General features: G+C 43.4%; 26 protein-coding genes and 3 tRNA genes. 3 read left to right on the plus strand and 26 right to left on the minus strand.

Annotated features, from left to right (window positions below; translation table 11 throughout):
- Positions 1 to 204: 204 nt before the first annotated feature.
- The 26 genes from pheT to rpmH all read right to left on the minus strand — a co-directional run bounded on the left by pheT (position 205) and on the right by rpmH (position 17,921).
- The gene (gene pheT, locus MUF05_04200; GenBank protein MCU0666282.1) at positions 205 to 2,223 is read right to left on the minus strand and encodes a phenylalanine--tRNA ligase subunit beta; all 2,019 of its coding nucleotides are present in this window, start codon (positions 2,221 to 2,223) and stop codon (positions 205 to 207) included.
- 3 nt (positions 2,224 to 2,226) lie between these two features.
- Positions 2,227 to 3,261 carry a phenylalanine--tRNA ligase subunit alpha gene (pheS, locus tag MUF05_04205; GenBank protein ID MCU0666283.1) on the minus strand — a complete coding sequence of 345 codons (1,035 nt, stop codon included), beginning with the start codon at positions 3,259 to 3,261 and terminating at the stop codon, positions 2,227 to 2,229.
- Between the two features lie 11 nt (positions 3,262 to 3,272).
- Positions 3,273 to 3,809 carry a DNA-binding protein gene (locus MUF05_04210; protein MCU0666284.1) on the minus strand — a complete coding sequence of 179 codons (537 nt, stop codon included), beginning with the start codon at positions 3,807 to 3,809 and terminating at the stop codon, positions 3,273 to 3,275.
- Complete coding sequence (locus MUF05_04215) at positions 3,806 to 5,332, minus strand: TrkH family potassium uptake protein (protein ID MCU0666285.1); 1,527 nt, start codon at positions 5,330 to 5,332, stop codon at positions 3,806 to 3,808. Before MUF05_04215 ends, MUF05_04210 begins: the two co-directional genes overlap by 4 nt.
- 95 nt (positions 5,333 to 5,427) lie before the next feature.
- Entirely contained in the window at positions 5,428 to 6,090 is a 663-nt protein-coding gene (locus MUF05_04220; protein ID MCU0666286.1) for an NAD-binding protein, read from the minus strand.
- A 15-nt stretch (positions 6,091 to 6,105) separates the two neighbouring features.
- Positions 6,106 to 6,750 carry a TrkA family potassium uptake protein gene (locus MUF05_04225; GenBank protein ID MCU0666287.1) on the minus strand — a complete coding sequence of 215 codons (645 nt, stop codon included), beginning with the start codon at positions 6,748 to 6,750 and terminating at the stop codon, positions 6,106 to 6,108.
- A gap of 2 nt (positions 6,751 to 6,752) precedes the next feature.
- Positions 6,753 to 7,103, minus strand: a complete 351-nt coding sequence (gene rplT / locus MUF05_04230) for a 50S ribosomal protein L20 (protein ID MCU0666288.1) — start codon at positions 7,101 to 7,103, stop codon at positions 6,753 to 6,755.
- A gap of 21 nt (positions 7,104 to 7,124) precedes the next feature.
- On the minus strand, positions 7,125 to 7,325 hold the full coding sequence (rpmI, locus tag MUF05_04235) for a 50S ribosomal protein L35 (GenBank protein ID MCU0666289.1): 201 nt from the start codon (positions 7,323 to 7,325) through the stop codon (positions 7,125 to 7,127).
- Between the two features lie 27 nt (positions 7,326 to 7,352).
- Positions 7,353 to 7,859, minus strand: a complete 507-nt coding sequence (infC, locus tag MUF05_04240) for a translation initiation factor IF-3 (GenBank protein ID MCU0666290.1) — start codon at positions 7,857 to 7,859, stop codon at positions 7,353 to 7,355.
- An 18-nt stretch (positions 7,860 to 7,877) separates the two neighbouring features.
- On the minus strand, positions 7,878 to 9,596 hold the full coding sequence (thrS, locus tag MUF05_04245) for a threonine--tRNA ligase (protein ID MCU0666291.1): 1,719 nt from the start codon (positions 9,594 to 9,596) through the stop codon (positions 7,878 to 7,880).
- Positions 9,597 to 9,705: 109 nt separating this feature from the next.
- A tRNA-Val gene (locus MUF05_04250) sits at positions 9,706 to 9,782 on the minus strand.
- Between the two features lie 206 nt (positions 9,783 to 9,988).
- Entirely contained in the window at positions 9,989 to 10,189 is a 201-nt protein-coding gene (locus MUF05_04255) for a hypothetical protein (GenBank protein ID MCU0666292.1), read from the minus strand.
- Between the two features lie 38 nt (positions 10,190 to 10,227).
- Positions 10,228 to 10,310 (minus strand) — tRNA-Leu (locus MUF05_04260).
- Between the two features lie 19 nt (positions 10,311 to 10,329).
- The gene (locus MUF05_04265; GenBank protein MCU0666293.1) at positions 10,330 to 10,986 is read right to left on the minus strand and encodes a hypothetical protein; all 657 of its coding nucleotides are present in this window, start codon (positions 10,984 to 10,986) and stop codon (positions 10,330 to 10,332) included.
- A gap of 342 nt (positions 10,987 to 11,328) precedes the next feature.
- Positions 11,329 to 11,400: transfer RNA gene (locus MUF05_04270), tRNA-Cys, on the minus strand.
- Positions 11,401 to 11,404: 4 nt separating this feature from the next.
- Entirely contained in the window at positions 11,405 to 11,947 is a 543-nt protein-coding gene (locus MUF05_04275; GenBank protein ID MCU0666294.1) for a hypothetical protein, read from the minus strand.
- The gene (gene rpoZ, locus MUF05_04280) at positions 11,947 to 12,156 is read right to left on the minus strand and encodes a DNA-directed RNA polymerase subunit omega (GenBank protein ID MCU0666295.1); all 210 of its coding nucleotides are present in this window, start codon (positions 12,154 to 12,156) and stop codon (positions 11,947 to 11,949) included. The genes MUF05_04275 and rpoZ overlap by 1 nt, the downstream gene beginning before the upstream one ends.
- Before the next feature lie 2 nt (positions 12,157 to 12,158).
- Complete coding sequence (gmk, locus tag MUF05_04285; protein MCU0666296.1) at positions 12,159 to 12,743, minus strand: guanylate kinase; 585 nt, start codon at positions 12,741 to 12,743, stop codon at positions 12,159 to 12,161.
- Positions 12,733 to 13,557, minus strand: a complete 825-nt coding sequence (locus MUF05_04290) for a YicC family protein (protein MCU0666297.1) — start codon at positions 13,555 to 13,557, stop codon at positions 12,733 to 12,735. The genes gmk and MUF05_04290 overlap by 11 nt, the downstream gene beginning before the upstream one ends.
- Positions 13,554 to 14,069 (minus strand): nucleoside-diphosphate kinase, encoded by a 516-nt coding sequence (locus MUF05_04295; protein MCU0666298.1) that lies wholly within the window; start codon positions 14,067 to 14,069, stop codon positions 13,554 to 13,556. The genes MUF05_04290 and MUF05_04295 overlap by 4 nt, the downstream gene beginning before the upstream one ends.
- A 2-nt stretch (positions 14,070 to 14,071) precedes the next feature.
- On the minus strand, positions 14,072 to 14,920 hold the full coding sequence (locus MUF05_04300) for a ParB/RepB/Spo0J family partition protein (protein ID MCU0666299.1): 849 nt from the start codon (positions 14,918 to 14,920) through the stop codon (positions 14,072 to 14,074).
- Between the two features lie 51 nt (positions 14,921 to 14,971).
- A complete protein-coding gene (locus MUF05_04305) occupies positions 14,972 to 15,727 on the minus strand; it encodes an AAA family ATPase (GenBank protein MCU0666300.1) in 756 nt (251 codons plus the stop codon).
- 94 nt (positions 15,728 to 15,821) lie between these two features.
- Entirely contained in the window at positions 15,822 to 16,037 is a 216-nt protein-coding gene (locus tag MUF05_04310; GenBank protein ID MCU0666301.1) for a Jag N-terminal domain-containing protein, read from the minus strand.
- Positions 16,034 to 17,560 (minus strand): membrane protein insertase YidC, encoded by a 1,527-nt coding sequence (gene yidC, locus MUF05_04315; GenBank protein MCU0666302.1) that lies wholly within the window; start codon positions 17,558 to 17,560, stop codon positions 16,034 to 16,036. Before yidC ends, MUF05_04310 begins: the two co-directional genes overlap by 4 nt.
- A gap of 8 nt (positions 17,561 to 17,568) precedes the next feature.
- Complete coding sequence (yidD, locus tag MUF05_04320; protein ID MCU0666303.1) at positions 17,569 to 17,784, minus strand: membrane protein insertion efficiency factor YidD; 216 nt, start codon at positions 17,782 to 17,784, stop codon at positions 17,569 to 17,571.
- Entirely contained in the window at positions 17,784 to 17,921 is a 138-nt protein-coding gene (gene rpmH, locus MUF05_04325; GenBank protein ID MCU0666304.1) for a 50S ribosomal protein L34, read from the minus strand. Before rpmH ends, yidD begins: the two co-directional genes overlap by 1 nt.
- A gap of 347 nt (positions 17,922 to 18,268) precedes the next feature.
- On the opposite strand from rpmH, the gene dnaA reads away from it, so the two are divergent.
- The 3 genes from dnaA to MUF05_04340 all read left to right on the plus strand — a co-directional run bounded on the left by dnaA (position 18,269) and on the right by MUF05_04340 (position 21,122).
- Positions 18,269 to 19,609 (plus strand): chromosomal replication initiator protein DnaA, encoded by a 1,341-nt coding sequence (gene dnaA, locus MUF05_04330; protein MCU0666305.1) that lies wholly within the window; start codon positions 18,269 to 18,271, stop codon positions 19,607 to 19,609.
- A gap of 139 nt (positions 19,610 to 19,748) precedes the next feature.
- Positions 19,749 to 20,840, plus strand: a complete 1,092-nt coding sequence (dnaN, locus tag MUF05_04335) for a DNA polymerase III subunit beta (GenBank protein ID MCU0666306.1) — start codon at positions 19,749 to 19,751, stop codon at positions 20,838 to 20,840.
- On the plus strand, positions 20,841 to 21,122 hold the full coding sequence (locus tag MUF05_04340) for a DUF721 domain-containing protein (protein MCU0666307.1): 282 nt from the start codon (positions 20,841 to 20,843) through the stop codon (positions 21,120 to 21,122).
- Positions 21,123 to 21,124: the final 2 nt, after the last annotated feature.

Raw genomic sequence — 21,124 nt, forward strand, 5'->3', positions numbered from 1 at the left:
CCGCGCTTTGTGGCGTTGGCTTCGATTGGTTGAACCCCTTGATCACGTGGGGCTGCCTCCGGACGCCCAAAGCGCCGCTAGAAGGTAAATAGCCCCATTTTATAGGTGTTGGATCACCAATCAAAATACCTGACGCGCACCGCAGGGAATCTATAATAACAACTTCTAACAAAAGTATAGCATATCCTCTGCGGAAAAACAAGATTAGCGAATCTGGGCGGAAAGCGCTTGTGTCAAAGCCTGCACAACGCAGGCGTGTATAGGGCTAACCTCTAGGTCAGTCAAAGTGCGATTCGGCAAACGATAGACGCAGGAAACAGTGAAATTCTTGCATCCCTGCGGGATCTGCTTACCGCGGTAAATATCTGTAATCTTTACTTGCTCAAGCAATAACCCTGCTGTCTTGTGCGCCAAATCCGTAATTTGCTTGAAACTGATATTTTCCTGCACGACAAAACTTATATCCCGGCAGATAGCGGGAAAAATAGACACGGGGACAAACTTCTTTTCCGGCAACGCTTGCATTAATATTTCTTCCAGAGAAATTTGCGCGGCGTAAACTTCTTGATACTTAACATCCATCGCCTCAAGCGCTGCCGAGGAAACTTTAACAAATTGGCCTATTTCTTTTGAATTTAATTTAACCTTAAACCCTGCGGTTGTTTCATTGAATAAGATTTCCGGTTGGGCTATGCCTAAACCGGAAAATAAATTCTGGATTATCCCCTTAAGGCGTAAAAAACCTTCCTTAATATTTACTACCGCCTCTTGCGTGACAACTGATTTCTTGCCGCAAAGAACAAGCCCTAAAACCAGCTCTTCGTTATTGCCGGCGGTATAAATTTTCCCCACCTCAAATAACTCTACCAGGGGCTGTTTTTGTTTCAAATTCAATGCCGCGGCCCGGACAAGAGAAGCAATGATGCACGGCCGCAAAAATTCCTGCTCCTCGCTTAAGGGATTCACTAATCTGGCGGCTTCATCTACGGGCCAAGAAAACAATTCTAAAAGTTTTCGGTCAATTAATGTATAGGTAATTGCTTCATTTACGCCTTGCGCGATAAGGATATTCTTTGTTTTACTAATAATATCAAAACGCGTACGTGCACGCGGTTGGGGTTTGACATAGGGAACTTCCGCGGGAATATTTTCAATCCCGAAGATACGCGCGATCTCTTCTATGAGATCTACCTCTTCTTCCACGTCCTGGCGCGCCGATGGCACTGTCACGGAAAAACATGTTTTTGACCCCTTTACTCCAAAACCTAATGCCGCTAAGATATTTTTCATTAGTGCTGGCGAAATGCTTGCGCCCAAAATTCTTTGCACAGAAGAGTAATTTACCGAAATCGTTTTTTTAAGAATCTTGGTTGCGCCTTTTTCACGCGCGCAAATTAAATTGCCTCCGGCCAGCTGAATGATCATGCGCGCGGCATAATCCGAAGAAACCAGCGCAGTCTGGGTATCTATGCCGCGCTCAAAACGGTAAGAAGAATCCGTTTGCATCCCCAACTTTCTTCTTGCTCTTCTTATAAGAACTGGGTCGAAAATCGCTGCTTCTAAAAGAATATTACGCGTAGATGCGGTTACCTCGGTACTTTTACCGCCCATGATCCCGGCAACAGCTTGGGCCTGTTGTTTATCCGCAATAACCAAGATATCTTTATCCAGCTTGCGAAATACGCCGTCGATAGTCACCAATTGCTCGCCAGCATTGGCGCGGCGCACTTCTATTTCGTAAGAGGCCAGTTTATCCGCATCAAAGGCGTGTAAGGGTTCGCCATATGTAAACATGGCATAATTAGTAATATCCACAACGTTGTTGATACTGCGGCAACCGATTAATTCCAGGCGCTTCTTAAGCCACTCAGGCGACACCCCCACAGAAACCCCTTTGATAATTTTAGCCGTATAAAGCGAACAATCTTTCTTGTCTTCAATGGTTATTTTTACGCCCTGATTTTCTTTTGGTTTTTGTATTTTTATTTTTTCATTTTTAATTTTTAATTTTGAATTTGTAACTGCCGCTGCTTCCCTTGCCACACCTATAACGCTTAACCAATCCGGGCGGTTTGAGGTAATCTCAATCTCAAAAACAAAATCCCCGTCTTTCTCCTCAACGGCCTTAACCTCTAACCCTGCCATGGTCAGGCGCCGGGCTAATTCCAGGGGAGAAGTTTTAATCCCCACAAAATCCTTAAGCCAATTATAGATAAGCTTCATATTTTAAAATTGTTTTAGGAATCTTAAATCGTTCTCAAAAAATAAGCGGATATCATCAATGCCGTACTTTAACATAGCAATGCGCTCCACCCCCATGCCGAAAGCAAATCCGCTGTATATTTTATGGTTGTAGCCGACGTGTTTAAAAACATTAGGATGCACCATCCCGGCGCCTAAAATCTCAAGCCACTTTTTCTTGCCGCAGACTGAACATCCCTTCCCCTGACAGATAATACAGGAAATATCCACCTCCACTGACGGCTCGGTAAAAGGAAAGAAATGCGGCCTAAAGCGCATGGTAATATGTTTACCAAACACCGCTTTTGCAAATTCCTCAAGCGCGCCTTTTAAGTGCGCCAAGGTAATATGTTTATCCACTACCAAGCCTTCAACCTGATGGAACATAAAAGAGTGGCTGGCATCCACCGCGTCTGGGCGATAAACCCTGCCCGGAACCACAACTGACAAAGCAGGCTTGCGTGATTTCATTAAGCGTACCTGCGCTGGCGAGGTGTGGCTTCTTAAAAGAAGTTTTTCATTGCTGCCGGCATTAGGCTTTAAATAAAAAGTATCAAAGGCATCCCGCGAAGGATGATCAAGCGGGATATTAAGGCCAGTAAAATTATTAAACTCGGTTTCTATTTCCGGGCCATCCTCTATAGAAAATCCCATACGCGAAAACACATTACAGATTTCATCAATAACTTGAGTAATCGGATGAAGATTGCCTATATCGCAAGCTATCCCGGGCATGCTTATATCCACTGCTGCCTGGTTTCCCTTATGAGCGCCGGAAACCATGTCTTTTTGCTTCTGGTCAAAAAGCTCGGCTAATTCATTTTTCAAAACATTAGCTGCCTGTCCGAATGCCGCGCGCTCTTCTACAGGAAGACTGGGGATAACGCTCATCAACTGCGCTAAAAGCCCTTTTCTTCCTAAGTATTTAACGCGTAACGCCTCCAGGGCCTGTTTGTCGCTGACAGATATTAATTCCTGCTCTGCCTGCTGTTTGATTTCTTCACAGTTAGTATTTCCCATATTTTCTAATATCAGCGTTTATTAAGCGCCCAGCCTAAGATTAAAATCAAAATGAACCCCGCAAAAAGCGTAATGGCTAATTTTGTTTTAAATTTATCAAGGTCTTCTATAATTTTAGCACCGTCTTGGATCTTACGCAAAGATAAAACATGAATATCCAAATCTCCCCCATGCTGCTTACACGCATTATTAAACACGCCGGTTATTTCGATAATATCGCCTTTGTGCTTATAATCAGCGCAAAAATTAATCTGGCGCGACAAATCTAACGGCATCCACGCTCCAATAGCATTGTTTCCCTCTAGAATATTGACCCAAGAAAACTCGCCCCTTGGCATAACTTCCCCAACGGCTTCACCCTTGTAAACCACGATTTTTCCGTCGTAGAATTTGGCATTCTTGATTAAATCGTTACTTGACACAGCCTGAGCAAAACAAGTAAGCGCAAAACTACAAGCGAAAAACGCAAAACTAAAACTTAAAATGTAAAGTTTTAAATTTTTAATTATGGTTTTGCGCTTTGCATTTTTCATTTTTAATTTATTCATGATTTTCCTTTAAGTGCAGCCCAAATAAACCCAAGCAAGGCAAAAATAGACATAAACTCTAATCTTCCCGCCCACATCTGCAGGATATAGGTAATCTTTAATCCTGCGGGCATGTCGACACTTGTAATGCCGCAGGATAAGCCCACGTTGGCTGCCGCGGAAGCGGATTCAAACAAAGATTCCAGAAACCCATAACCGTAAAACATGGCGATTAGCGACCCTAAAAAATAGAGCGCCAAGTATGACACCGTAATCAAAAAAACCGAACGCACCTGTTTATCTTCCAAAAACAAATCTTTAATGTGATGCACTTTTTGCATGATTACCGCGCGCTCCGGAACGATAATCCTTTTAATATCCTGCCAGAGCGCCTTAAAAATTATTCCGACACGAAGTATCTTTATCCCCCCGGTAGTAGAGCATATCGCGCCACCCAGCATCATTGCTAAGACTAAACCCGTCAAGGCCAGATCATTCCACTGGGCCTTAAACTGCGCGGGATAAATAGTCATAAATCCGGTTCCTGTGTGCCCGGAAATAATCTGATAGAATCCTTTTCTAAAAAGCATTATTGCCGAAGGATAACTCGCATCTTTAAAAAGCCCCGCGCAGGAAATCCCAAAAACAGCTAAAATAGTTATGGTTAATACGCGCATTTCAATATTACGGTATACCTCGCGCCAATTACCAGTCCAAACATAGTAATGCAATTTAAAATTAATCGCGCCTAAAAACATTATTACTATTGTTATTACTTCTATGGAAAAGCTGTGGTAATAAAGGATGTTCTGCGATTGCGGAGCAAACCCTCCGGTGTCAAAGGCGGCCATAAAAAGGCAGGCGCCATGGAAAAAGGCATTTACGGGCTTGATCCCCTCTAATATGCCAACAAACCCGATGGCAAGCGTGCCCAAAACCAGATATACGATGCTGACCAGCCAAATAAATCTGGCGGTGCCAATGACATTGGGCAGCACCTTCTCATCGCGGGCCTCTCCTACATACATTTTGAATGCCCCGGAGATGCCTTTCACCAAAAAGGATAACGCGACAATGGCAATGCCCTGGCCTCCGATAAACATAATTAAATGCCGCCAGAAATTATGCGCGTAAGAAAGCTTATCCATGCCCTGCGCCAATGATAACCCGGTCGTGGCAAAACCAGACATACTATCAAAGACAGCGTCTAGGAAACTATGCCAATGCCCGCTTAAGAATAAAGGCAGCGCCCCAAATAAACTAGCCGCCCCCCAGGCAAGAGAAACCACGATCATCCCCTGCATCCAGGTTAAATCTTCCTCGCTGTAACAAATAAGCGACAACAAATACCCAAAAAGCATGGTCACGGAAAAACTGATCAGAAAATCAAGGGTGGGGTTTTTTTCTTTAAAGACAACCGCGACAACCAGCGGCAGGATAAAGGTCATGCCAAGCCCAAGAATGACCTTGCCTAAATAGTAGCCTATATTTTTAATATCTTGTAATACCGGGCGAAGTATCATTTTAAATAAAGAATAAAACATATTCCCGCGGCAATGGCCATAACGAATAAGGCAAAAGCCACTTCAGTAGCCATCCCGACAATAGCGTTTTTAAAAGTAGTCAATCTCATAAAGAATTATAAGTTACCTACTAACAGGTTCACCAGCTGCGGCTCATTGCCGATAACCGTAATGGCGATAATATCATCTCCGGGAAGAAGAACGGTGTTTCCTTTGGGAATAATTACTTCTTCGCCTCTGACGATAGAAACCAAAACCGCGTCTTTAGGCAATTGTATCTGGTGAAGCTGTTTATTGATGACAGGAGAATCTTTGGGCAGGTCAACGCGCACAATAGCTAGCTTCCCGCGCTTAAAACTCATCAAGTTGACAAAATCAGAGAAAGAAACCTCCTCTTCAATGATCTTGGCGATTATCTTGGTGGAATCAATGGGCACGTCCACGCCCAACTCAAAAAAGGTATGCTCATTATCAGGGTTGTTGACTCTGGCGACGGTGCGCCCGACATTAAAACGCTCTTTAACAAGCTGACAGATGATTAAATTATCTTCGTCTTCTCCGGTAACAGCCGCCACAACATCGGCCCTGCCCGATCCTGCTTCTTCTAATATGTTCTGGTCACAACCATCTCCGTTTATAACCAAGACATCCAGATCTTTAGCTATCTCTTCGCAAATCTCGCGGTTTTTATCCACCAAAATTATGGTATGCTTAGCCAAAGACATTTTCTTGGCCAAAAAATACCCTACTTTCCCAGCCCCCACAATCACGATATACATAATATGCTCTTATCTTTAAACGCCAAACCTATCTTTAATTTTCTTTAAGCTGGAAACCTTGACCACCGCCATCAAAGAATCTTTTGGTTTTAAAACAGTGCCGGGCTGCGGGATGATTACTCCATCTACCCTTCTTATCGCCACAACCAGTATATCCGGCGGATCGTTTATTTCCTGAACGGATTTTCCCACAAGGCTATCCTTGGCCTCAATTTCCAACACACCCAACTCTTTGGTTTCGATAAGATAGCTTGAAAAACGGCTTTCAATGATCTTATCGCGCAGCATAGACGCAAAAAGCACTGTCCCGCTTATGATATCCAAGCCTAAATAAGCGTAGATATTCGCCCGATTAGGATCGTATACCCGGGCAAAAACCTTGGGGATTTTAAAAATTCTCTTAGCTACTTGAGCGCAAATAAGGTTGGTATTGTCGCCGTTTGTTACCGCGCAGAAGGCGTCGCTTTTTTCAATGCCGGCTTGTTTTAAAAGGTCTAGATCAAACCCGTTGCCGCTTAAGGTCAGGCCGTTAAAAGCATTGCCTAAACGCTCAAAGGAAGATTGGCTTTTATCTATAACCACTACATTGTGGCCTTCATTGGAGAGAAGTTTTGCAAGTTGCGAGCCGACCCGGCCACAGCCCACAATAATTATATACATGCCTATCCTTTTTTGGCGATTTCCATAAGCTTATTGAACGCTGGGAGATTATTAACCGCCAACTCTGCGATAATCTTTCTGTCCAAAGTGATTTTTGCTTTTTTAAGGGCGTTCATAAACTTGCTGTAGGTGATCCCGTTTTCGCGGCAAGCGGCATTGATGCGCACGATCCAAAGGGAGCGGATCAACCGTTTTTTATTCCTGCGGTCGCGGTAGGCGTATTTTAAAGCATGCATCAGGGCCCTGCGCGCCTGCTGATACTGCTTGCTCCGGTCGCCGAAAAAACCTTTGGCGCTTTTTAATGTGCGGGTCTTTCTTCTTCTGGTAGCTTGGCTATGTTTAACTTTTGGCATTTTTACTCCTCTTGTATTGCTTTAGGCATAGGGCATCATTCTTCTTAAATATTTCTTTTCCGGGGCCCCGTCAATAGTCTTGGCCCTTCTTAAAGAACGGATGCGTTTTGTTTTTTTGTTAGTCGCCAGGTGGCTTTTCCCTCCGGCATAATATTTTATTTTTCCTGTTTTAGAGCGTTTGAATCTTTTCATTACCCCTTTTTTACTTTTAAGTTTGGGCATATCTTTGGCCTCTCATTCTTATATTGGTTATTTCGGAGCAAGCACCAGTGAAATAATCCTGCCTTCTAAACTTGGCTCTTTTTCCATCACCGCGTCGTTCTTTGTATCGACGACGAATTTATCCAGAATTTTTCTTCCTAAGTCCATATGTTCCATTTGCCTGCCGCGGAAGAAAAGATTAACCTTAACTTTGTCTTTTTTCTGCAAAAACGCGATTACCTGCCTTAACTTGGTCTGATAATCGTGTTCATTGATATTTGGCTTAACGCGTATCTCTTTTAAATGCGTCAGCTTCTGGTGTTTCTTGGCCTCGCGCTCTTTTTTCTCCTGGTCATATTTGAATTTACTAAAATCCATTACCCTGCAAACAGGCGGAACAGAAGCTGGAGCAACTTCCACTAAGTCTAAATCGCTTTGGTTGGCAATTTCAAGCGCCCGGTTAGTAGCCATAATCCCTAATTGATTTCCTTCTGAGCCAATAACTCTTACCTGCGAGACGCGGATTTTTTCGTTAACGCGAATAAATTTCTTTATAGCAACCTCCTTGGTGTTTTACTGCTTGTTATTAATTTGTTCTTTGATTTTTATGATAAAATCCGCCAAGCTCATCGCGCCTAAATCTTTTTGCCCTCTCTGCCTGACAGAAACCTGCTTTTGTTCCTCTTCCCGCGCTCCTATAACCAGAATATAAGGGACCTTTTCCACTTCTTTCTGGCGGATGCGCTTATTTAAAGTTTCACTTCCAGAAACCAGTTCCGCGCGCAAAGAAATTTCTTCAAGCGCGCGTTTGACTTCTTGAGCATAACCTTCAAATACCGCGTTAATCGGAACAATGGCTACCTGCACCGGCGCCAGCCACACCGGGAAAGCGCCAGCATAATGTTCGACAAGCGCGCCTAAGAATCTCTCTAAGCTACCCAATAAGACGCGATGCAGCATGACCGGCTGCTTGGCCTGGCCATCCTGGTCTATATATTCTAAATTAAAGCGCTTAGGCAGCGCAAAATCACATTGTATGGTAGCACATTGCCATTGCCGTTTCAAGGCATCTTTTAGCTTAATATCTATCTTTGGGCCATAAAAGGCTCCATCACCGGCATTAATAGTATAGGCCAGGCCTTTTTCCTTAAGCGCGTTCTCCAATCCTGCTGTTGCCTTGTCCCAATCTCCTTGCGTTCCGATAAATTTTTCCGGCTGGGTGCTTAATTCAATCTGTATATCTGAAAATCCAAAGTCCTTCATGGTGTCAAAGACAAAATCTATGACCTTTTGAATCTCATCTTTGAGCTGTTCTGGCAGGCAAAAGATGTGCGCGTCATCTTGAGTAAACCCGCGCACGCGCAAAAGACCGTGCAAAACCCCTGCCTTCTCATGGCGATAAACTGTTCCCTGCTCAAAAAGCCGTAACGGCAAGTCGCGATAACTTCTGGTCTTGGATTTATAAATCAAAATATGCCCCGGACAATTCATCGGCTTTAAAACAAATTCTTTTTCCTCAATCTTAAAACAATACATGTTCTGCCGGTAATAATCATAATGCCCTGAGGTCTGCCAAAGGCCTGACTGCATAATATGCGGAGTCAAGACCATTTGATACCCGCGCGCCAAATGCGCGTTTTTCTCGTAATCTTCAATGATCCGGCGAAGAATTGCCCCCTTAGGCAAATAAAATACCAAGCCCGGGCCGGCATCTTCATAAAAGATATCGAAGAGCTCTAGCTGGGGCCCTAGCTTTCGATGGTCGCGCTTTTTCGCTTCTTCTAAATTCTTGAGATGTTCGTCTAATTCTTTTTGCGTCTGGAAGCAGGTGCCATAAATCCTCTGCAGCATGGGGTTGGTTTCAATACCATGCCAATACGCACCTGCCACTGACAATAATTTAAAGGCCTTAATCTGCCCGGTTGAATCTATGTGCGGGCCGCGGCATAAATCTACGAAACTATTTCCTGTTTTGTAAATAGAGACCTTGTCCACATTCAAAGCCTTAATCAATTCCACCTTGTAATCTTCTTTACGCTGTTCAAAGAACTTTATTGCCTCAGCCGTATTTAATTCTTCTCTTATAAAAGGCTCATTCTTGGCAATGATCCGGCGCATAGATTCTTCGATCTTGGCCAAATCATCGTCGGTAAACGGCTCTTTTTTATCAAAATCATAATAAAACCCGTCCTCAATAGCCGGACCGATAGTAACCTTCGCCTGCGGCCAAAGCTCTTTTACCGCTTGGGCCATTACGTGAGAACAGGAATGCCGTAAAACCGATATGTCCATAATAACTTTTCCTTAGCGTAAAGCTAAAAGCGCAAAATTAAAAACCAAAATTAAAAATTTAAAGCTTTTTGGTTTTACGCTTTTCGCTTTACACTTTACGCTTTTTAAATGGTGGGCCCAAGAGGACTTGAACCTCTGGCCTTTGCGATGTCAACGCAACGCTCTAACCAACTGAGCTATGAGCCCTTGAACACCAAAATGTATCCGCCGAAGGCGGAAATTCAGTGAAACCTCGATGAGTGTGCCGAAATTTTAATTTTGAAAATTTCGGCACATCTTACGCATCGAGGCAACCTTCCAATGTATCCGCCGAAGGCGGAAATTCAGCGAAACTCCGAGTTATATCAATCCGCTTGCGGCGGATAGCTGTTAAAAACCGCTTCGTTAAAATTTTATTTTGATTCCCCTTTTTCAATGGCCTGGCTTCGAGCATTAAAGTTAGCTTGCGCCTGCCATGCCATCCATATCAACAATGCCAAGAAGACCACATTGGATATAAATACAAATTTACTCTTTTTGACCGTGTCGCGGATACCACGACGAATAAAAATATGCAACACCAACACAAATATTAACGGAACAATTAAAGTCATACTTACATTGCCGCTGCTGTATCCTCGTTAAAATTTAATGGGCAGGGAGGGAGTTGAACCCTCACGCTCTTGCAAGCGGGAGATTTTAAGTCTCCATTGTCTGCCATTCCAACACCTGCCCAAAATTTTTAAGAACAAAGCTAAATAACTGTTTTACTCTTACCCCAGCCCACAGATGCATTAATGCATTCTTGGGCTAATTTTATTTTTCTTTCCAAACCAAAACAGTTTTTATAATAACATTGCGCAACAATTTTTCTTGCAGCCATTTTGCCATATTTCAACACCCACACATTGCCTGCACTCTTGTGCGTCCTGCCTCGGGCCAACAATAATTTCTCTACTGTACTCCTTAACCAATGAATAAATTTTGGAGAGCCGGAATAAATTCTTAAACTCCACTGCTCTCTATTATTAGATGGATGCACCCAGCTACGGATACTTCCGTCTCCATCAATTAAGCCGCGCAAGAAATCAACAAAGAACTTTTCAGGAACATCCAGATTACCTAAACTTAAAGACTTATTCGGCTTTAATCCTATTGCAACTAAAAATTCATAAAGGTTCTTATTTGAGAATTGTAAATAATAAGCCTGATTAGGCCTTTCTTTATTTTTAGTTCCGATTTTATTCTTCAAGCCTAGGGCATTTTTTAATTTATCCAGAAACCCATAATCTTTAGAAGTAATATCTATGTGCCTTTTATCCCCGGATAGACAGCCGTCGCTTGTAACCAACCCCACTAAATACCAAAGATCAGATCCGCCGATATTTAATTCTTTTCTTTTATTCGGCATGCAACTTTACCTCAGATACTCCGCTCGCTATTTTGTTTGTCGCCCCTTGCCTAAACGCTTGTAAATTTTCTAACCGTAGTATTCCAGATACTCCGCTCGCTACTCGGCTTGTCGCAAAACTTAAGTTTTTGCCCCTCGCCAAAGCACTCGAAAATTCTTTCGCCTCGCTCAATAATTTTCTTCGCTGGCTTCGGGGTGAATTTCCATACTGGCGATAGCGAGGAAATTCTAAGGCGACGAGCGGATTCTCCCGACGTTCACCTTCGGTTCAGTCGGGATCCCGCTGTATTTTACAAGTCGTGCGGGAGAACCGCTGTTACCGCTATTTAAAAAGAACTCTAAAGGCGTGGACCGGATTTGAACCGGTGAATAACTGTTTTGCAGACAGTTGCCTTACCGCTTGGCTACCACGCCAAAATTATAATAATCTTTTTACTTCTTTTATTATCTCTTCAACGCCAGCCAAGCAGCCTAAACCTTTTTTGCCGCAGGCCAAATTTCCTTCAACTGGCCCGATAAATTTATACCCTACTGTCTTTAACTTCTTAATATTATCCTGCACGATTTTATTTTGATACATCTTGGTATTCATCGCCGCGGCAATTAAAACCGGCGCATTGCTTGCTATAACCGTACAGCTTAAAAGATCGTCACAGATCCCGTTGGCAAGCTTCCCGATAATATTTGCGGTTGCCGGGGCAATCAAAATCAAATCCGCTTTCTCGGCCAAAGAAATATGCTCTATTTCCCAGACACGGTCGGAATTAAACATTTCCGTATAAACTTTATTAAAGCTAACCGCCTCAAATAAAGCTGGGCGGATCAATTCTTTCGCCTCTTGGGTCATTACCACCGTAACGCCAAAATTATTTTCCCGCAGGCGGCGCACCAAATCGCAGGCTTTATAAATCGCCACACTTGCGGTAACCCCTAAAATGATTTGCTTCTTTTCTTTTGGCATTAGTTATTTTCTATTTTCTTGCAATAAACTTTCCCGGCGGCAATCTCAAATAATGCCACGGTTGACGGCTTCATAGCAAGCGGCAGACTCAACACCAGCCTGGGCTGGCCTTCGGCTATTTCCAGCGCTCTCTTAGAAGCCAAAATAACAAGTTTATAGATCGAGTGGTTTGTCTTATCCAATAATTTCTCAAGCGGCACGTAGGTCATTCTTACCTTCCTTTTATTTTACTCTCAATTATCCCGCGCAACTTTTGCTGGGCGGTTTTCAAGTTATCATTGACTATGCAATAATCAAATCCCTGGGCAGACTTTATTTCCTTTTTAGCAAGAAAAATCCTTCTTTTGATCTCTTTCTCTGATGTAGCGCCGCAGCGGTTCCTGATCCTCTTTTCCAACTCACTCAGCGACGGAGGCATAATAAAAATGGCCGTTGCGCAAGAAGGATAAGAGCGCTTAATTCTTCTTGCGCCTTTCAGGTCCAGGCACATGATTATTTGCTTATCCTTGCTAAGGTTTTGGTCTATGAAGTCTTTGGGAGTCCCGTAATCATACCCTAAATACCGGGTCCATTCAAGGATTTTTTTTGCCCTTTTCAGGCGCTGGAATTCTTTTTTAGAGACGAAGAAATAATCTTTTTTATCTGCCTCTGTTGAGCGCTTGGGGCGGGTAGTCAAAGACACCGAGCGCATCAAGCGCATCTTAGAAATAGCGGACTTAAGAAGGCTCTTGGCCAGCGTTGTCTTGCCTGATCCCGACGGCCCGCAGACAACAAAAATGTTTCCCTTAATCAACATTTTGCGCCTGTTCCCGGATTTTTTCTATAAGGCTTTTTATCTGCACGGCGCGGGAAGAAACCATCTTATCGCAGGATTTAGCCGCCATGGTATTTGCTTCTCTTTGCATTTCCTGAGCGATAAAATCCAGCTCCTTGCCCACGGAATTATTTTTAGCTAATTTTTGGAGGAAACTTTTAGCGTGAAAGGTTAAACGGTCCATCTCCTCGGTAATATCGGAATTGCGTAAAAACGCGGATTTCTCCTCGTCGCTTTTAAGGACCGCCAGCTTCAATTTGCTTGACCTGGCAAACCTTTGCTTAACCAGGGCGACATCAATTAAAAGCTTGTTGGCCATTTTGCGCAAAATTTTTTCTAAAGCGGTGCCTTCCTTATGGCGCATCCTTAACAGATCATCCAGCGCCCCGCTTAAGGCGTTTCTTACGTGCGGCAACAAGGCCTCTTTATCTTGCCCGGTTTCTTTCAAAGACAAAACCCCCGGCAGCCTGATCAGTGTATCCAAAGAAATATTTTCGCTAGTTGAAAAATCCCTTTGGATCTGCCTTAAAGCAAAACTGTATTTTTTCAAAAGCTGGCTGTTCACCGACACATCCTGCGGATATTTTATCTGGATGTCTATTGCGCAAGAGATTCTGCCTCGCCTGATCCTGTTTTCAATCTGCTCTCTGATCGCCTCTTCAAGCCCAAGATGACCCTCGGAAAGATGAAGCGCCACCTCGCGGAATTTGTGATTGGTGCTTCTTATCTGCACGGAGATCTTCCCGTTTTTTACTTTCACAAGACTAAAACCAAAACCTGTCATGCCCTGAATCATGTTTTTTCTCCTTGAGCCCAAGCCTGGACAATCTTACTGTCTTTCTTTTCTTTCGTCGGATAAAGATCCACTATGATTTCTTCGGGAGTAAACCATAATTTAATTTCTCTCTCGGCCTCTTCGGGATTTGAAGAAACATGGATCACGTTCTCAAAAAGCCCGGAGGTCAAAATCCTACCGTATGAGCCGCGAATAGATGTGGGCTCTGCTTCTTCGGGATTAGTCGCCCCTGCTAATTGACGGCATTTATTAATCGCCTCTTCTCCCCAATAAACCAAGGCCATAACCTTGCGCCTGTCGTGGAGTTCCCCGCGCAGATACTTGATAAGCTCCCCAAAAAACGGTTTGTCTTGCAGGTGCTTATAGTGCTCTTTGGCCAGCTCTTCTGAAACCCTGACCATCCTGGCCGCGACTATTTCCAGCTTGGTCTCGGACAAACGGGTCAGGATATTTCCGGTCAAAGATTTTTTTAGCCCATCGGGTTTAATCAAAACCAAAACTGCCTGCCCCATAATCAATTACCTCCCTTGATTTTATTAGCAATTCTTTCTAAGTCAGCTTCAGAATAAAATTCTATAGTTATGACCCCGCGTTTTTTACCTTTAACCACCCGCACTTTGGTAGCCAGCGCTTGCTGTAATTGTTCCTCTATGACTTCGATCAGGGTTGCTTTTCCCGCAAAGCAAGGCCGTGCCTTAGTTTTACGCACCCTGCGGCTTTTCAATAAATTTTCCAATTCCCGCACAGACAGATTTCTTGCTATTACTTCGTGCGCGATCTTTTTCTGTAATTGCTCGTCGGTAATTTCCAAAAGCGCCTTGCCATGGGCAAAGCTTAACGCGCCGTTTTTGATCTTCTCTTGTATTTCCGGCGGAAGATTTAATAACCTTAAGGTGTTAGCCACGCTGGCACGGGCTCTTCCCAAAACCTCGCTTACCTTCTCCTGGGTTAGTTCAAATTTATCAATCAGGTATTTATAGGCGCGCGCTTCTTCTATCGGATTTAAGCTCTGCCTTTGAATATTTTCAATTAAAGCAAGCTCTAAAGATTCCTTATCATCGGCATCTTTTATCACTGCCGGGATCTTTGCCATATTCAAGCTCTGCGCAGCCCGCAATCTTCTTTCCCCCGCGATAAGTTCATAATCTTCACCGTGCCTGCGCACCAACACCGGCTGGATCACGCCTTTTTCTTTTATGGACTGAACAAGTTCATCCAGGCTCTGGGCGTCAAAATCTTCCCGGGGCTGAAAAGGATTAGGCCTAATCTTAGCAATTGGGATTTCATCCGCAGAAGAGCCGATGATTTCTTCCTTTTCCGGAATTAATGCGTTTAACCCTTTACCAAGCGCTCTTTTTTCCATAGTCTCTCCTGATTTATGGCCTTATAAATGTCCAATCTGCAGTTTGGACATTTATTTCATCATTTCCTTGGATAACTCTTCATACTTCAGCGCCCCCAAAGATTCCTTATCATACAAAGCTATGGGCTTGCCAAAACTAGGGGCTTCTGTTAAACGAATACTTCTGGGTATAATAGTGTGGTAAACTTTATCTTTAAAATGTCCTCTTACCTCTTCAACCACTTCCTTAGTTAAGTTGGTGCGAAAATCCGCCATAGTTAAAAGCACGCCTTCAATGATTAGGCTTTGATTGAGGTTATTTTTTATAAGATTAACAGTATTAAGGAGTTGCGACACGCCTTCTAGGGCATAATATTCACATTGCACCGGCACCAAAACTGAATCTGCGGCACAAAGGGCGTTAATGGTAAGAAGCCCTAATGACGGCGGCGAGTCAATAAAGATATAGTCGTAATTATCTTTTTCTTTGGACAGGGCTTTTTTTAAACGGTTCTCTCTGCCTAAGGCGCTGACTAATTCTACTTCCGCGCCAGTCAAATCTAAATTTGCCGGGGCAACAAAAAAATTAGGCACTTCAGTAAGATGCAGTATGTCTTTAAGCTCTGCGTCTTCTAAGAGCATATGGTAAGTGCTTTTGGATACTTTATGCTTATCCACGCCTGAACCGCTGGTGGCATTGCCTTGGGGATCAAGATCTACCAAGACTACTTTCTTGCCAGCTAAAGCTAAATAGGCCGCAACGTTCACTGCTGTGGTGGTCTTGCCTGTGCCGCCCTTTTGATTACAAATAGTGATAATCTTGCCCATAGAACGCTTTTTTTGACTTCAATTGTTCCTCGTGGAACAATTGGCTTTTCAAATTGTTCCTCGTGGAACAATTTGGGACCTCTCCTTATTATCTCTATTTACCGCCCTCTGTCAAGTGATTTTCGCCTGCTTCTATTAGGTTCACCCTGATCTTGGCCAAGCTTGCCCCGGGCATGCCGAATAAACCTCGTTTTTCTTCGCTCAATATCTCAATTTTAACTTTATTGCGCGGCAAGTTAAGCTTTTTAAGCGCTATTTGTACTGCTTCTTCTACGGTTGAGCCTACGACTTCTAATCCTTGTTTCTTCATTTCGCTGCTTTCATTATGCGCGCCTGAAACGTAGCAGACATAGCGCTATTTACTAACCAATATAATACTAAGCCCGAAGGCATTGTATAAAAAATAAAGCCAAAAAGCACAGGCATAACAATGGTCATCATTTTTTGCTGTTGGGCATATTCACTATTAACCGCCTTGGGAGTAGAAACTTTTTGCTGTACCACCATGAGAATGGCCATTAAAATCGGCAGAATATTAATTTGCGTGCCTATGATTGGCAGGGCGCTCTTTAAAGTTATTGCCTTATCCGGCAAGGACAGATCATCTATCCAAAGAAAGCGCGCCCCTTTTAACACTATAGACCTCGTAAGAGCTTGGTATAAAGCAAAAAAGACGGGCATCTGCAACAAAAGCGGCAAGCACCCTCCCAAAGGATTAACTTTATGTTCTTTATATAACTCTAAAGTCTCTCGTTGTAATTTTTGCGGGTTATCCTTATATTTAGCTTTTAGCTGTTCTATTTTGGGCTGCAGCATTTGCATATCTTTCATGGCGCGCATCTGCTTAATGGTGAGCGGGAACAGAAGTGCATATATTGCAACACTTAACAACAAAATGGCCACGCCCCAATTGTGCACCATCCAATAAAATAATCTCAAGAGCTTGATCAACCCTTGGGAGATAACATCAAAAAAGCCATAATTAATAATTCCTACCCAATCTGGGTCAACAGGCTGGATTAAAGACCAGTCTTGCGGCCCTATATAGGCCTTACATATCAAGCTTCTCTTTTCGCCAGATTGGACAATTACAGGCTGAAATAAGATTGAAATCTCGCCAGATTGGACATTAATTTTGCTAATAGCAACGGTATTATTGTCTGTTTGTGGCTGTACAATATTGACAAAATATTGCTCTCTAAAAGCAGAAAAATCAACCCCCTTTAATAATCTATCTTTATCCGGCCGCGCATGAGTAATTTTCCCCTGCGCAGAAACCGCGACATCTAAGAATTGGCCAGCTGGCCCAGTATTTTTTGCTGTGCCCAGCAAAAAAGGAGCAGAAAAAGCAATGGGGGAAGAAGAAAGATTGGTGATTTCTATTTCTAAGTCCATGCCATAGTTGGGCTTAGCGAAAATGAAGCGCTTTTTGATCTCCATGCCGCCGTCTTTTGCTGTGAAGGATATTTCTCTGGGGATCTGTTTTTCTTTCTTAAAAACTAATCTGCTGCCTTTTAACAAGAAGGCGTCTGTGAGGGTAAATTCATAATTTTTATATTTTTTAAAGGTCGCGCTTTCTATACTGGCGGTTTCTTCTTGAAAAGTAAAATCCACGTCGGGCTGGTGGTAAATAATCCTAGTCGACGGTGCCGGCTTAACCGCAGGCGCCAAAGAAACACTTGCAGGATGTTGATCCTGCTCGCTGGGAGGCAAAACCGTCTGCGCCGGAACATTGCCGGCAACAGTAGGCACGGCCTTTTTTTCTATGAACATGGACCAAAACATAATCACCATGCTAGAAAGAACTACTGCCAAGATAACTCTTTTTTCCATAACCTTCCTTAAGTTAGGTGATCTTCGCCCCCGTCGGAAAACGGGTTACAACGCAAGATCCGCCACACAGACTTTGCTGCGCCTTTGAACACTCCGTATTTCATAACTGCCTGGCGGCTGTATTCTGAACAGCTGGGATAGAAACGACAGCAAACCGGCAGCAACGGCCTGATAAGGCGCTGATATAATAATATAAAACTATTTATGAAACGCCTGATAACCATTAAGGACAAAGCGCTTTTCTGCCCTTTTGCCGACGACGGGATAAAACCGCCCTGCCGGACTTACTGGCCATGCGGCTTCTGAATCCATGGACTCTTACACCGACAATATTTGTTGGGGTTTTTAGGTGTTTCTTCATTCCACTCTCCTTCACAGTAGTGAACACCGGCGCAATTCCGATAAGCGCCGAGTGTTCCAGTAGTGAACACCGGCGCAATACTTCGCCAGCAAGGCGAACACCGGCACATCAAGTTGTGCCGGGTACGATAAGCGCCGAGTGTTAATAATATATAGGGGAGTAATTATAACACAAACTCCAATCTAGTCAATACAACAATTACTTTTTTAATTTTTAGTTGACTGATAGCTAAATCTTTGTATAATAAAGCCTCTAAGATTTTTACTTGCATATGCCTTTTAGCCTGTTATAATGTTTCCACAGGTTTATCCAATATGTGAATAAGCTGTGGATTCTGTGAGAAAACCATGGACATACTCTCCCTTTGGGAAACTACAAAGAACGGTTTGCGCGCGGACTTAGGCCAAACCCCGTTTGAAACCTGGATTTTACCCTTACGGCCGCGGATGAACAATGCCAACAGCCTGATTTTGGAAGCCCCAGACAGTTTTTTCCGGGAATGGGTGGAAAAAAACTATAAATCAGCCATCCAGGATGCTTTTAACCGCCACGCCAACCGGGTGGTTACTGTTGATATCGGGGTTTTGTCAGAGCCGCAGGCTGCTGCCGCAGCTGCAACAGAAACAAGGACGCCGATAAACACGCCCGAGTTCCAGCCTCAAAATGCCGCGGGGTTAAGCGCGCGCTACACTTTTGAAAACTTTATTGTGGGTTCTTCTAACCGCCACGCCCATGCCTATTGTATGGCAGTAGCAGAAGCGCCTGCCAAAACTTATAACCCTTTGTTTATATACGGGGGGGTGGGCTTGGGCAAGACCCATTTAATGCAGGCCACCTGCCACCAAATTCTTAAAAAGGCAGGCGGCAACCCAAAAATATGCTATATCACCTCGGAACGTTTCACTAATGAATTGATTGAGGCTATCCAAAAACATTCTACGGGCGCATTCCGCCAGAAATACCGCAATGTAGACGTGCTCGTGATAGACGATATCCAGTTTATCGCCGGAAAAGAATCCACGCAGGAGGAATTTTTCCATACCTTTAACGCCCTGCATGACGCGCACAAGCAAATTATAATTTCTTCGGACCGGCCCCCTAAAGAAATTTCTAACCTGCAAGACCGGCTGGTGTCGCGTTTTAGTTGGGGCCTGACCACAGATATCCAGCCCCCGGACCTGGAAACCCGGGTGGCCATACTAAAGAAAAAAGTGGAGAGAGAACCCGTAGCTGTCCCCGACGACGTTTTGTTTTTTATCGCGGGGTTAATCAAAACCAATATCAGGGAATTAGAAGGGGCCTTGATCAGGACCATCGCTTATTCTTTGTTAGAAGAAAAGCCTATCACCTTGGATCTGGCGCGCGAGGTTCTCAGGGATTTGCTAAAAGAACCCAAAAAACTCATCACTATTGATTTTATCCAAAGGGTGGTGGCGGAAGATTTTGGGGTCTCTTTGGCGGATTTAAAAACAAAGCGCCGAAACAAAAATATCGTTTTGCCACGGCAGGTAGCTATGTACATAAGCAGAGAGTTAACGGATTTGTCGTTCCCGGAAATTGGCGGTTTTTTTGGCGGGAAAGACCACACTACGGTTTTGCATTCTTACAATAAAATCCGTTTGGGCGTCCAGGAAAACGAAACACTGAAAAATAAAATTCAACACCTTATACAGATTATACAGCAATAGCTTATATTTTTATCCACAGTTTTTTTGCTGTAACTATTTGGAATGATTGGGAGTTTTGTTTTATCAACAGAATACATAGCCCTACTAAGACAAATACTGTTTTTAGTTATTAAAATAATATTAATAGTAAGGGGGATATATGAAGTTTAAAACCGAAAAAAATACTTTACTTGCGGCCATACAAACTGTGCAGAATGTGATAACCCCTAAATCGGCTTTACCTATATTAGCGAATATCCTAATAGAAACACAAAACAATGATTTAAAATTAACTGCCACGGATTTGGATATAGGGATAACCTGTGTAATACCTGTGGAGGTTGTTGAACAAGGGGCAATAACTATCCCAGCTAAACGCTTTAATGATATTGTCAGGGAACTGCCCGCGGATACGGTTGTTCTAAATAGCAAAAAAAATAACACGGTTGCGATAGAGGCGCCTAGCTGCCAGTTTAAAATTATGGGTTTAGGTAAAGAGGAATTCCCCCGGCTGCCGGAATTTAAAGATAAAGAGGCTCTTAAGCTAGAGCAAGGGGTTTTGAAAGAAATGCTGCGCCTGACTTCTTTTGCGGTGTCTTTTGATGAGGCGCGATATATTTTAAATGGAATATTATTTAAAATCTCAAAAAACACGCTTACTTTAGTGGCTACCGACGGGAAAAGACTGGCGGTGGTTGAGCGCAAACTAAAGCAAGAGGTAGAAAAAACCATGAACATGATAGTGCCCAGTAAAACCATACAGGAATTAAATCGCAACCTGCAAGAAGGCGGAGAGCTGACCGTTACACTGGGGAATAACCAGGTTTTGTTTGATTTGGGAGAAAAAGCGATCATTTCCCGGCTTATTGAGGGGGAGTTCCCTGATTACCGGCAGGTTATCCCGCAGACTGCGGAAACAAAAATCACCTTAGACCGGGAACAATTTTTGCTGGCAGTAAAAAGAGCGGCGCTTTTAGCCACCCCGGATTACCAGGCGGTAAAATTCGAAGTTTTTAAAGATAAGATGGTTATTTCAAAATCAACACCGGATATAGGGGAATCGCGCGAAGAAATCCACGCCTCTTATAAAGGCAAGGAGCTGGCGGTTGGTTTTAACCCCAGCTATATAATGGATGTGTTAAAAAATTTATCCGCCCAAAGCGTGGATTTTGAATTAACTGACAGCGAGAAGCCCGGGGTGTTCCGTTTGGAAGGGTATTCCTATATTGTGTTGCCGATGCGGTTGGGTTAGATGGAGCGCATAGATAAAACAATTAATGCGGTATTGGAAAACCTGCAAAACCCTAAAGGCAAAGCCGCTATCGACGGGCCGCAGGAAATTTTGAAAAAAATCCTTGCCAAGAAAGCCTGCGAGCATGTACAATTATACGCCTTTAAGAACGGAACCTTGTTTGTAAAGGTGGATTCTGCTAGCTGGCTGTATTATCTGAAGCTGGAAAAAGATAATCTGCTGGCAAAAATCCAAAAAGTGATGAAAGAGGCAAAAGAGATCCGTTTTTCTTTAGGAGAATAACC

This window comes from Candidatus Omnitrophota bacterium (assembly GCA_025453395.1).
Lineage (GTDB): Bacteria > Omnitrophota > Gorgyraeia > Gygaellales > Profunditerraquicolaceae > JAlOQK01.

Bases quoted from the DNA above. Each gene is read 5' to 3' on its own strand.
- pheT (MCU0666282.1), bottom strand. From the start codon at position 2,223: ATGAAGCTTATCTATAATTGGCTTAAGGATTTTGTGGGGATTAAAACT.
- pheS (MCU0666283.1), bottom strand. From the start codon at position 3,261: ATGGGAAATACTAACTGTGAAGAAATCAAACAGCAGGCAGAGCAGGAA.
- MUF05_04210 (MCU0666284.1), bottom strand. From the start codon at position 3,809: ATGAATAAATTAAAAATGAAAAATGCAAAGCGCAAAACCATAATTAAA.
- MUF05_04215 (MCU0666285.1), bottom strand. From the start codon at position 5,332: ATGTTTTATTCTTTATTTAAAATGATACTTCGCCCGGTATTACAAGAT.
- MUF05_04220 (MCU0666286.1), bottom strand. From the start codon at position 6,090: ATGTATATCGTGATTGTGGGGGCTGGGAAAGTAGGGTATTTTTTGGCC.
- MUF05_04225 (MCU0666287.1), bottom strand. From the start codon at position 6,750: ATGTATATAATTATTGTGGGCTGTGGCCGGGTCGGCTCGCAACTTGCA.
- rplT (MCU0666288.1), bottom strand. From the start codon at position 7,103: ATGCCAAAAGTTAAACATAGCCAAGCTACCAGAAGAAGAAAGACCCGC.
- rpmI (MCU0666289.1), bottom strand. From the start codon at position 7,325: ATGCCCAAACTTAAAAGTAAAAAAGGGGTAATGAAAAGATTCAAACGC.
- thrS (MCU0666291.1), bottom strand. From the start codon at position 9,596: ATGGACATATCGGTTTTACGGCATTCCTGTTCTCACGTAATGGCCCAA.
- MUF05_04255 (MCU0666292.1), bottom strand. From the start codon at position 10,189: ATGACTTTAATTGTTCCGTTAATATTTGTGTTGGTGTTGCATATTTTT.
- MUF05_04265 (MCU0666293.1), bottom strand. From the start codon at position 10,986: ATGCCGAATAAAAGAAAAGAATTAAATATCGGCGGATCTGATCTTTGG.
- MUF05_04275 (MCU0666294.1), bottom strand. From the start codon at position 11,947: ATGCCAAAAGAAAAGAAGCAAATCATTTTAGGGGTTACCGCAAGTGTG.
- rpoZ (MCU0666295.1), bottom strand. From the start codon at position 12,156: ATGACCTACGTGCCGCTTGAGAAATTATTGGATAAGACAAACCACTCG.
- gmk (MCU0666296.1), bottom strand. From the start codon at position 12,743: ATGTTGATTAAGGGAAACATTTTTGTTGTCTGCGGGCCGTCGGGATCA.
- MUF05_04290 (MCU0666297.1), bottom strand. From the start codon at position 13,557: ATGATTCAGGGCATGACAGGTTTTGGTTTTAGTCTTGTGAAAGTAAAA.
- MUF05_04295 (MCU0666298.1), bottom strand. From the start codon at position 14,069: ATGGGGCAGGCAGTTTTGGTTTTGATTAAACCCGATGGGCTAAAAAAA.
- MUF05_04300 (MCU0666299.1), bottom strand. From the start codon at position 14,920: ATGGAAAAAAGAGCGCTTGGTAAAGGGTTAAACGCATTAATTCCGGAA.
- MUF05_04305 (MCU0666300.1), bottom strand. From the start codon at position 15,727: ATGGGCAAGATTATCACTATTTGTAATCAAAAGGGCGGCACAGGCAAG.
- MUF05_04310 (MCU0666301.1), bottom strand. From the start codon at position 16,037: ATGAAGAAACAAGGATTAGAAGTCGTAGGCTCAACCGTAGAAGAAGCA.
- yidC (MCU0666302.1), bottom strand. From the start codon at position 17,560: ATGGAAAAAAGAGTTATCTTGGCAGTAGTTCTTTCTAGCATGGTGATT.
- yidD (MCU0666303.1), bottom strand. From the start codon at position 17,784: ATGGTTATCAGGCGTTTCATAAATAGTTTTATATTATTATATCAGCGC.
- rpmH (MCU0666304.1), bottom strand. From the start codon at position 17,921: ATGAAGAAACACCTAAAAACCCCAACAAATATTGTCGGTGTAAGAGTC.
- dnaA (MCU0666305.1), top strand. From the start codon at position 18,269: ATGGACATACTCTCCCTTTGGGAAACTACAAAGAACGGTTTGCGCGCG.
- dnaN (MCU0666306.1), top strand. From the start codon at position 19,749: ATGAAGTTTAAAACCGAAAAAAATACTTTACTTGCGGCCATACAAACT.
- MUF05_04340 (MCU0666307.1), top strand. From the start codon at position 20,841: ATGGAGCGCATAGATAAAACAATTAATGCGGTATTGGAAAACCTGCAA.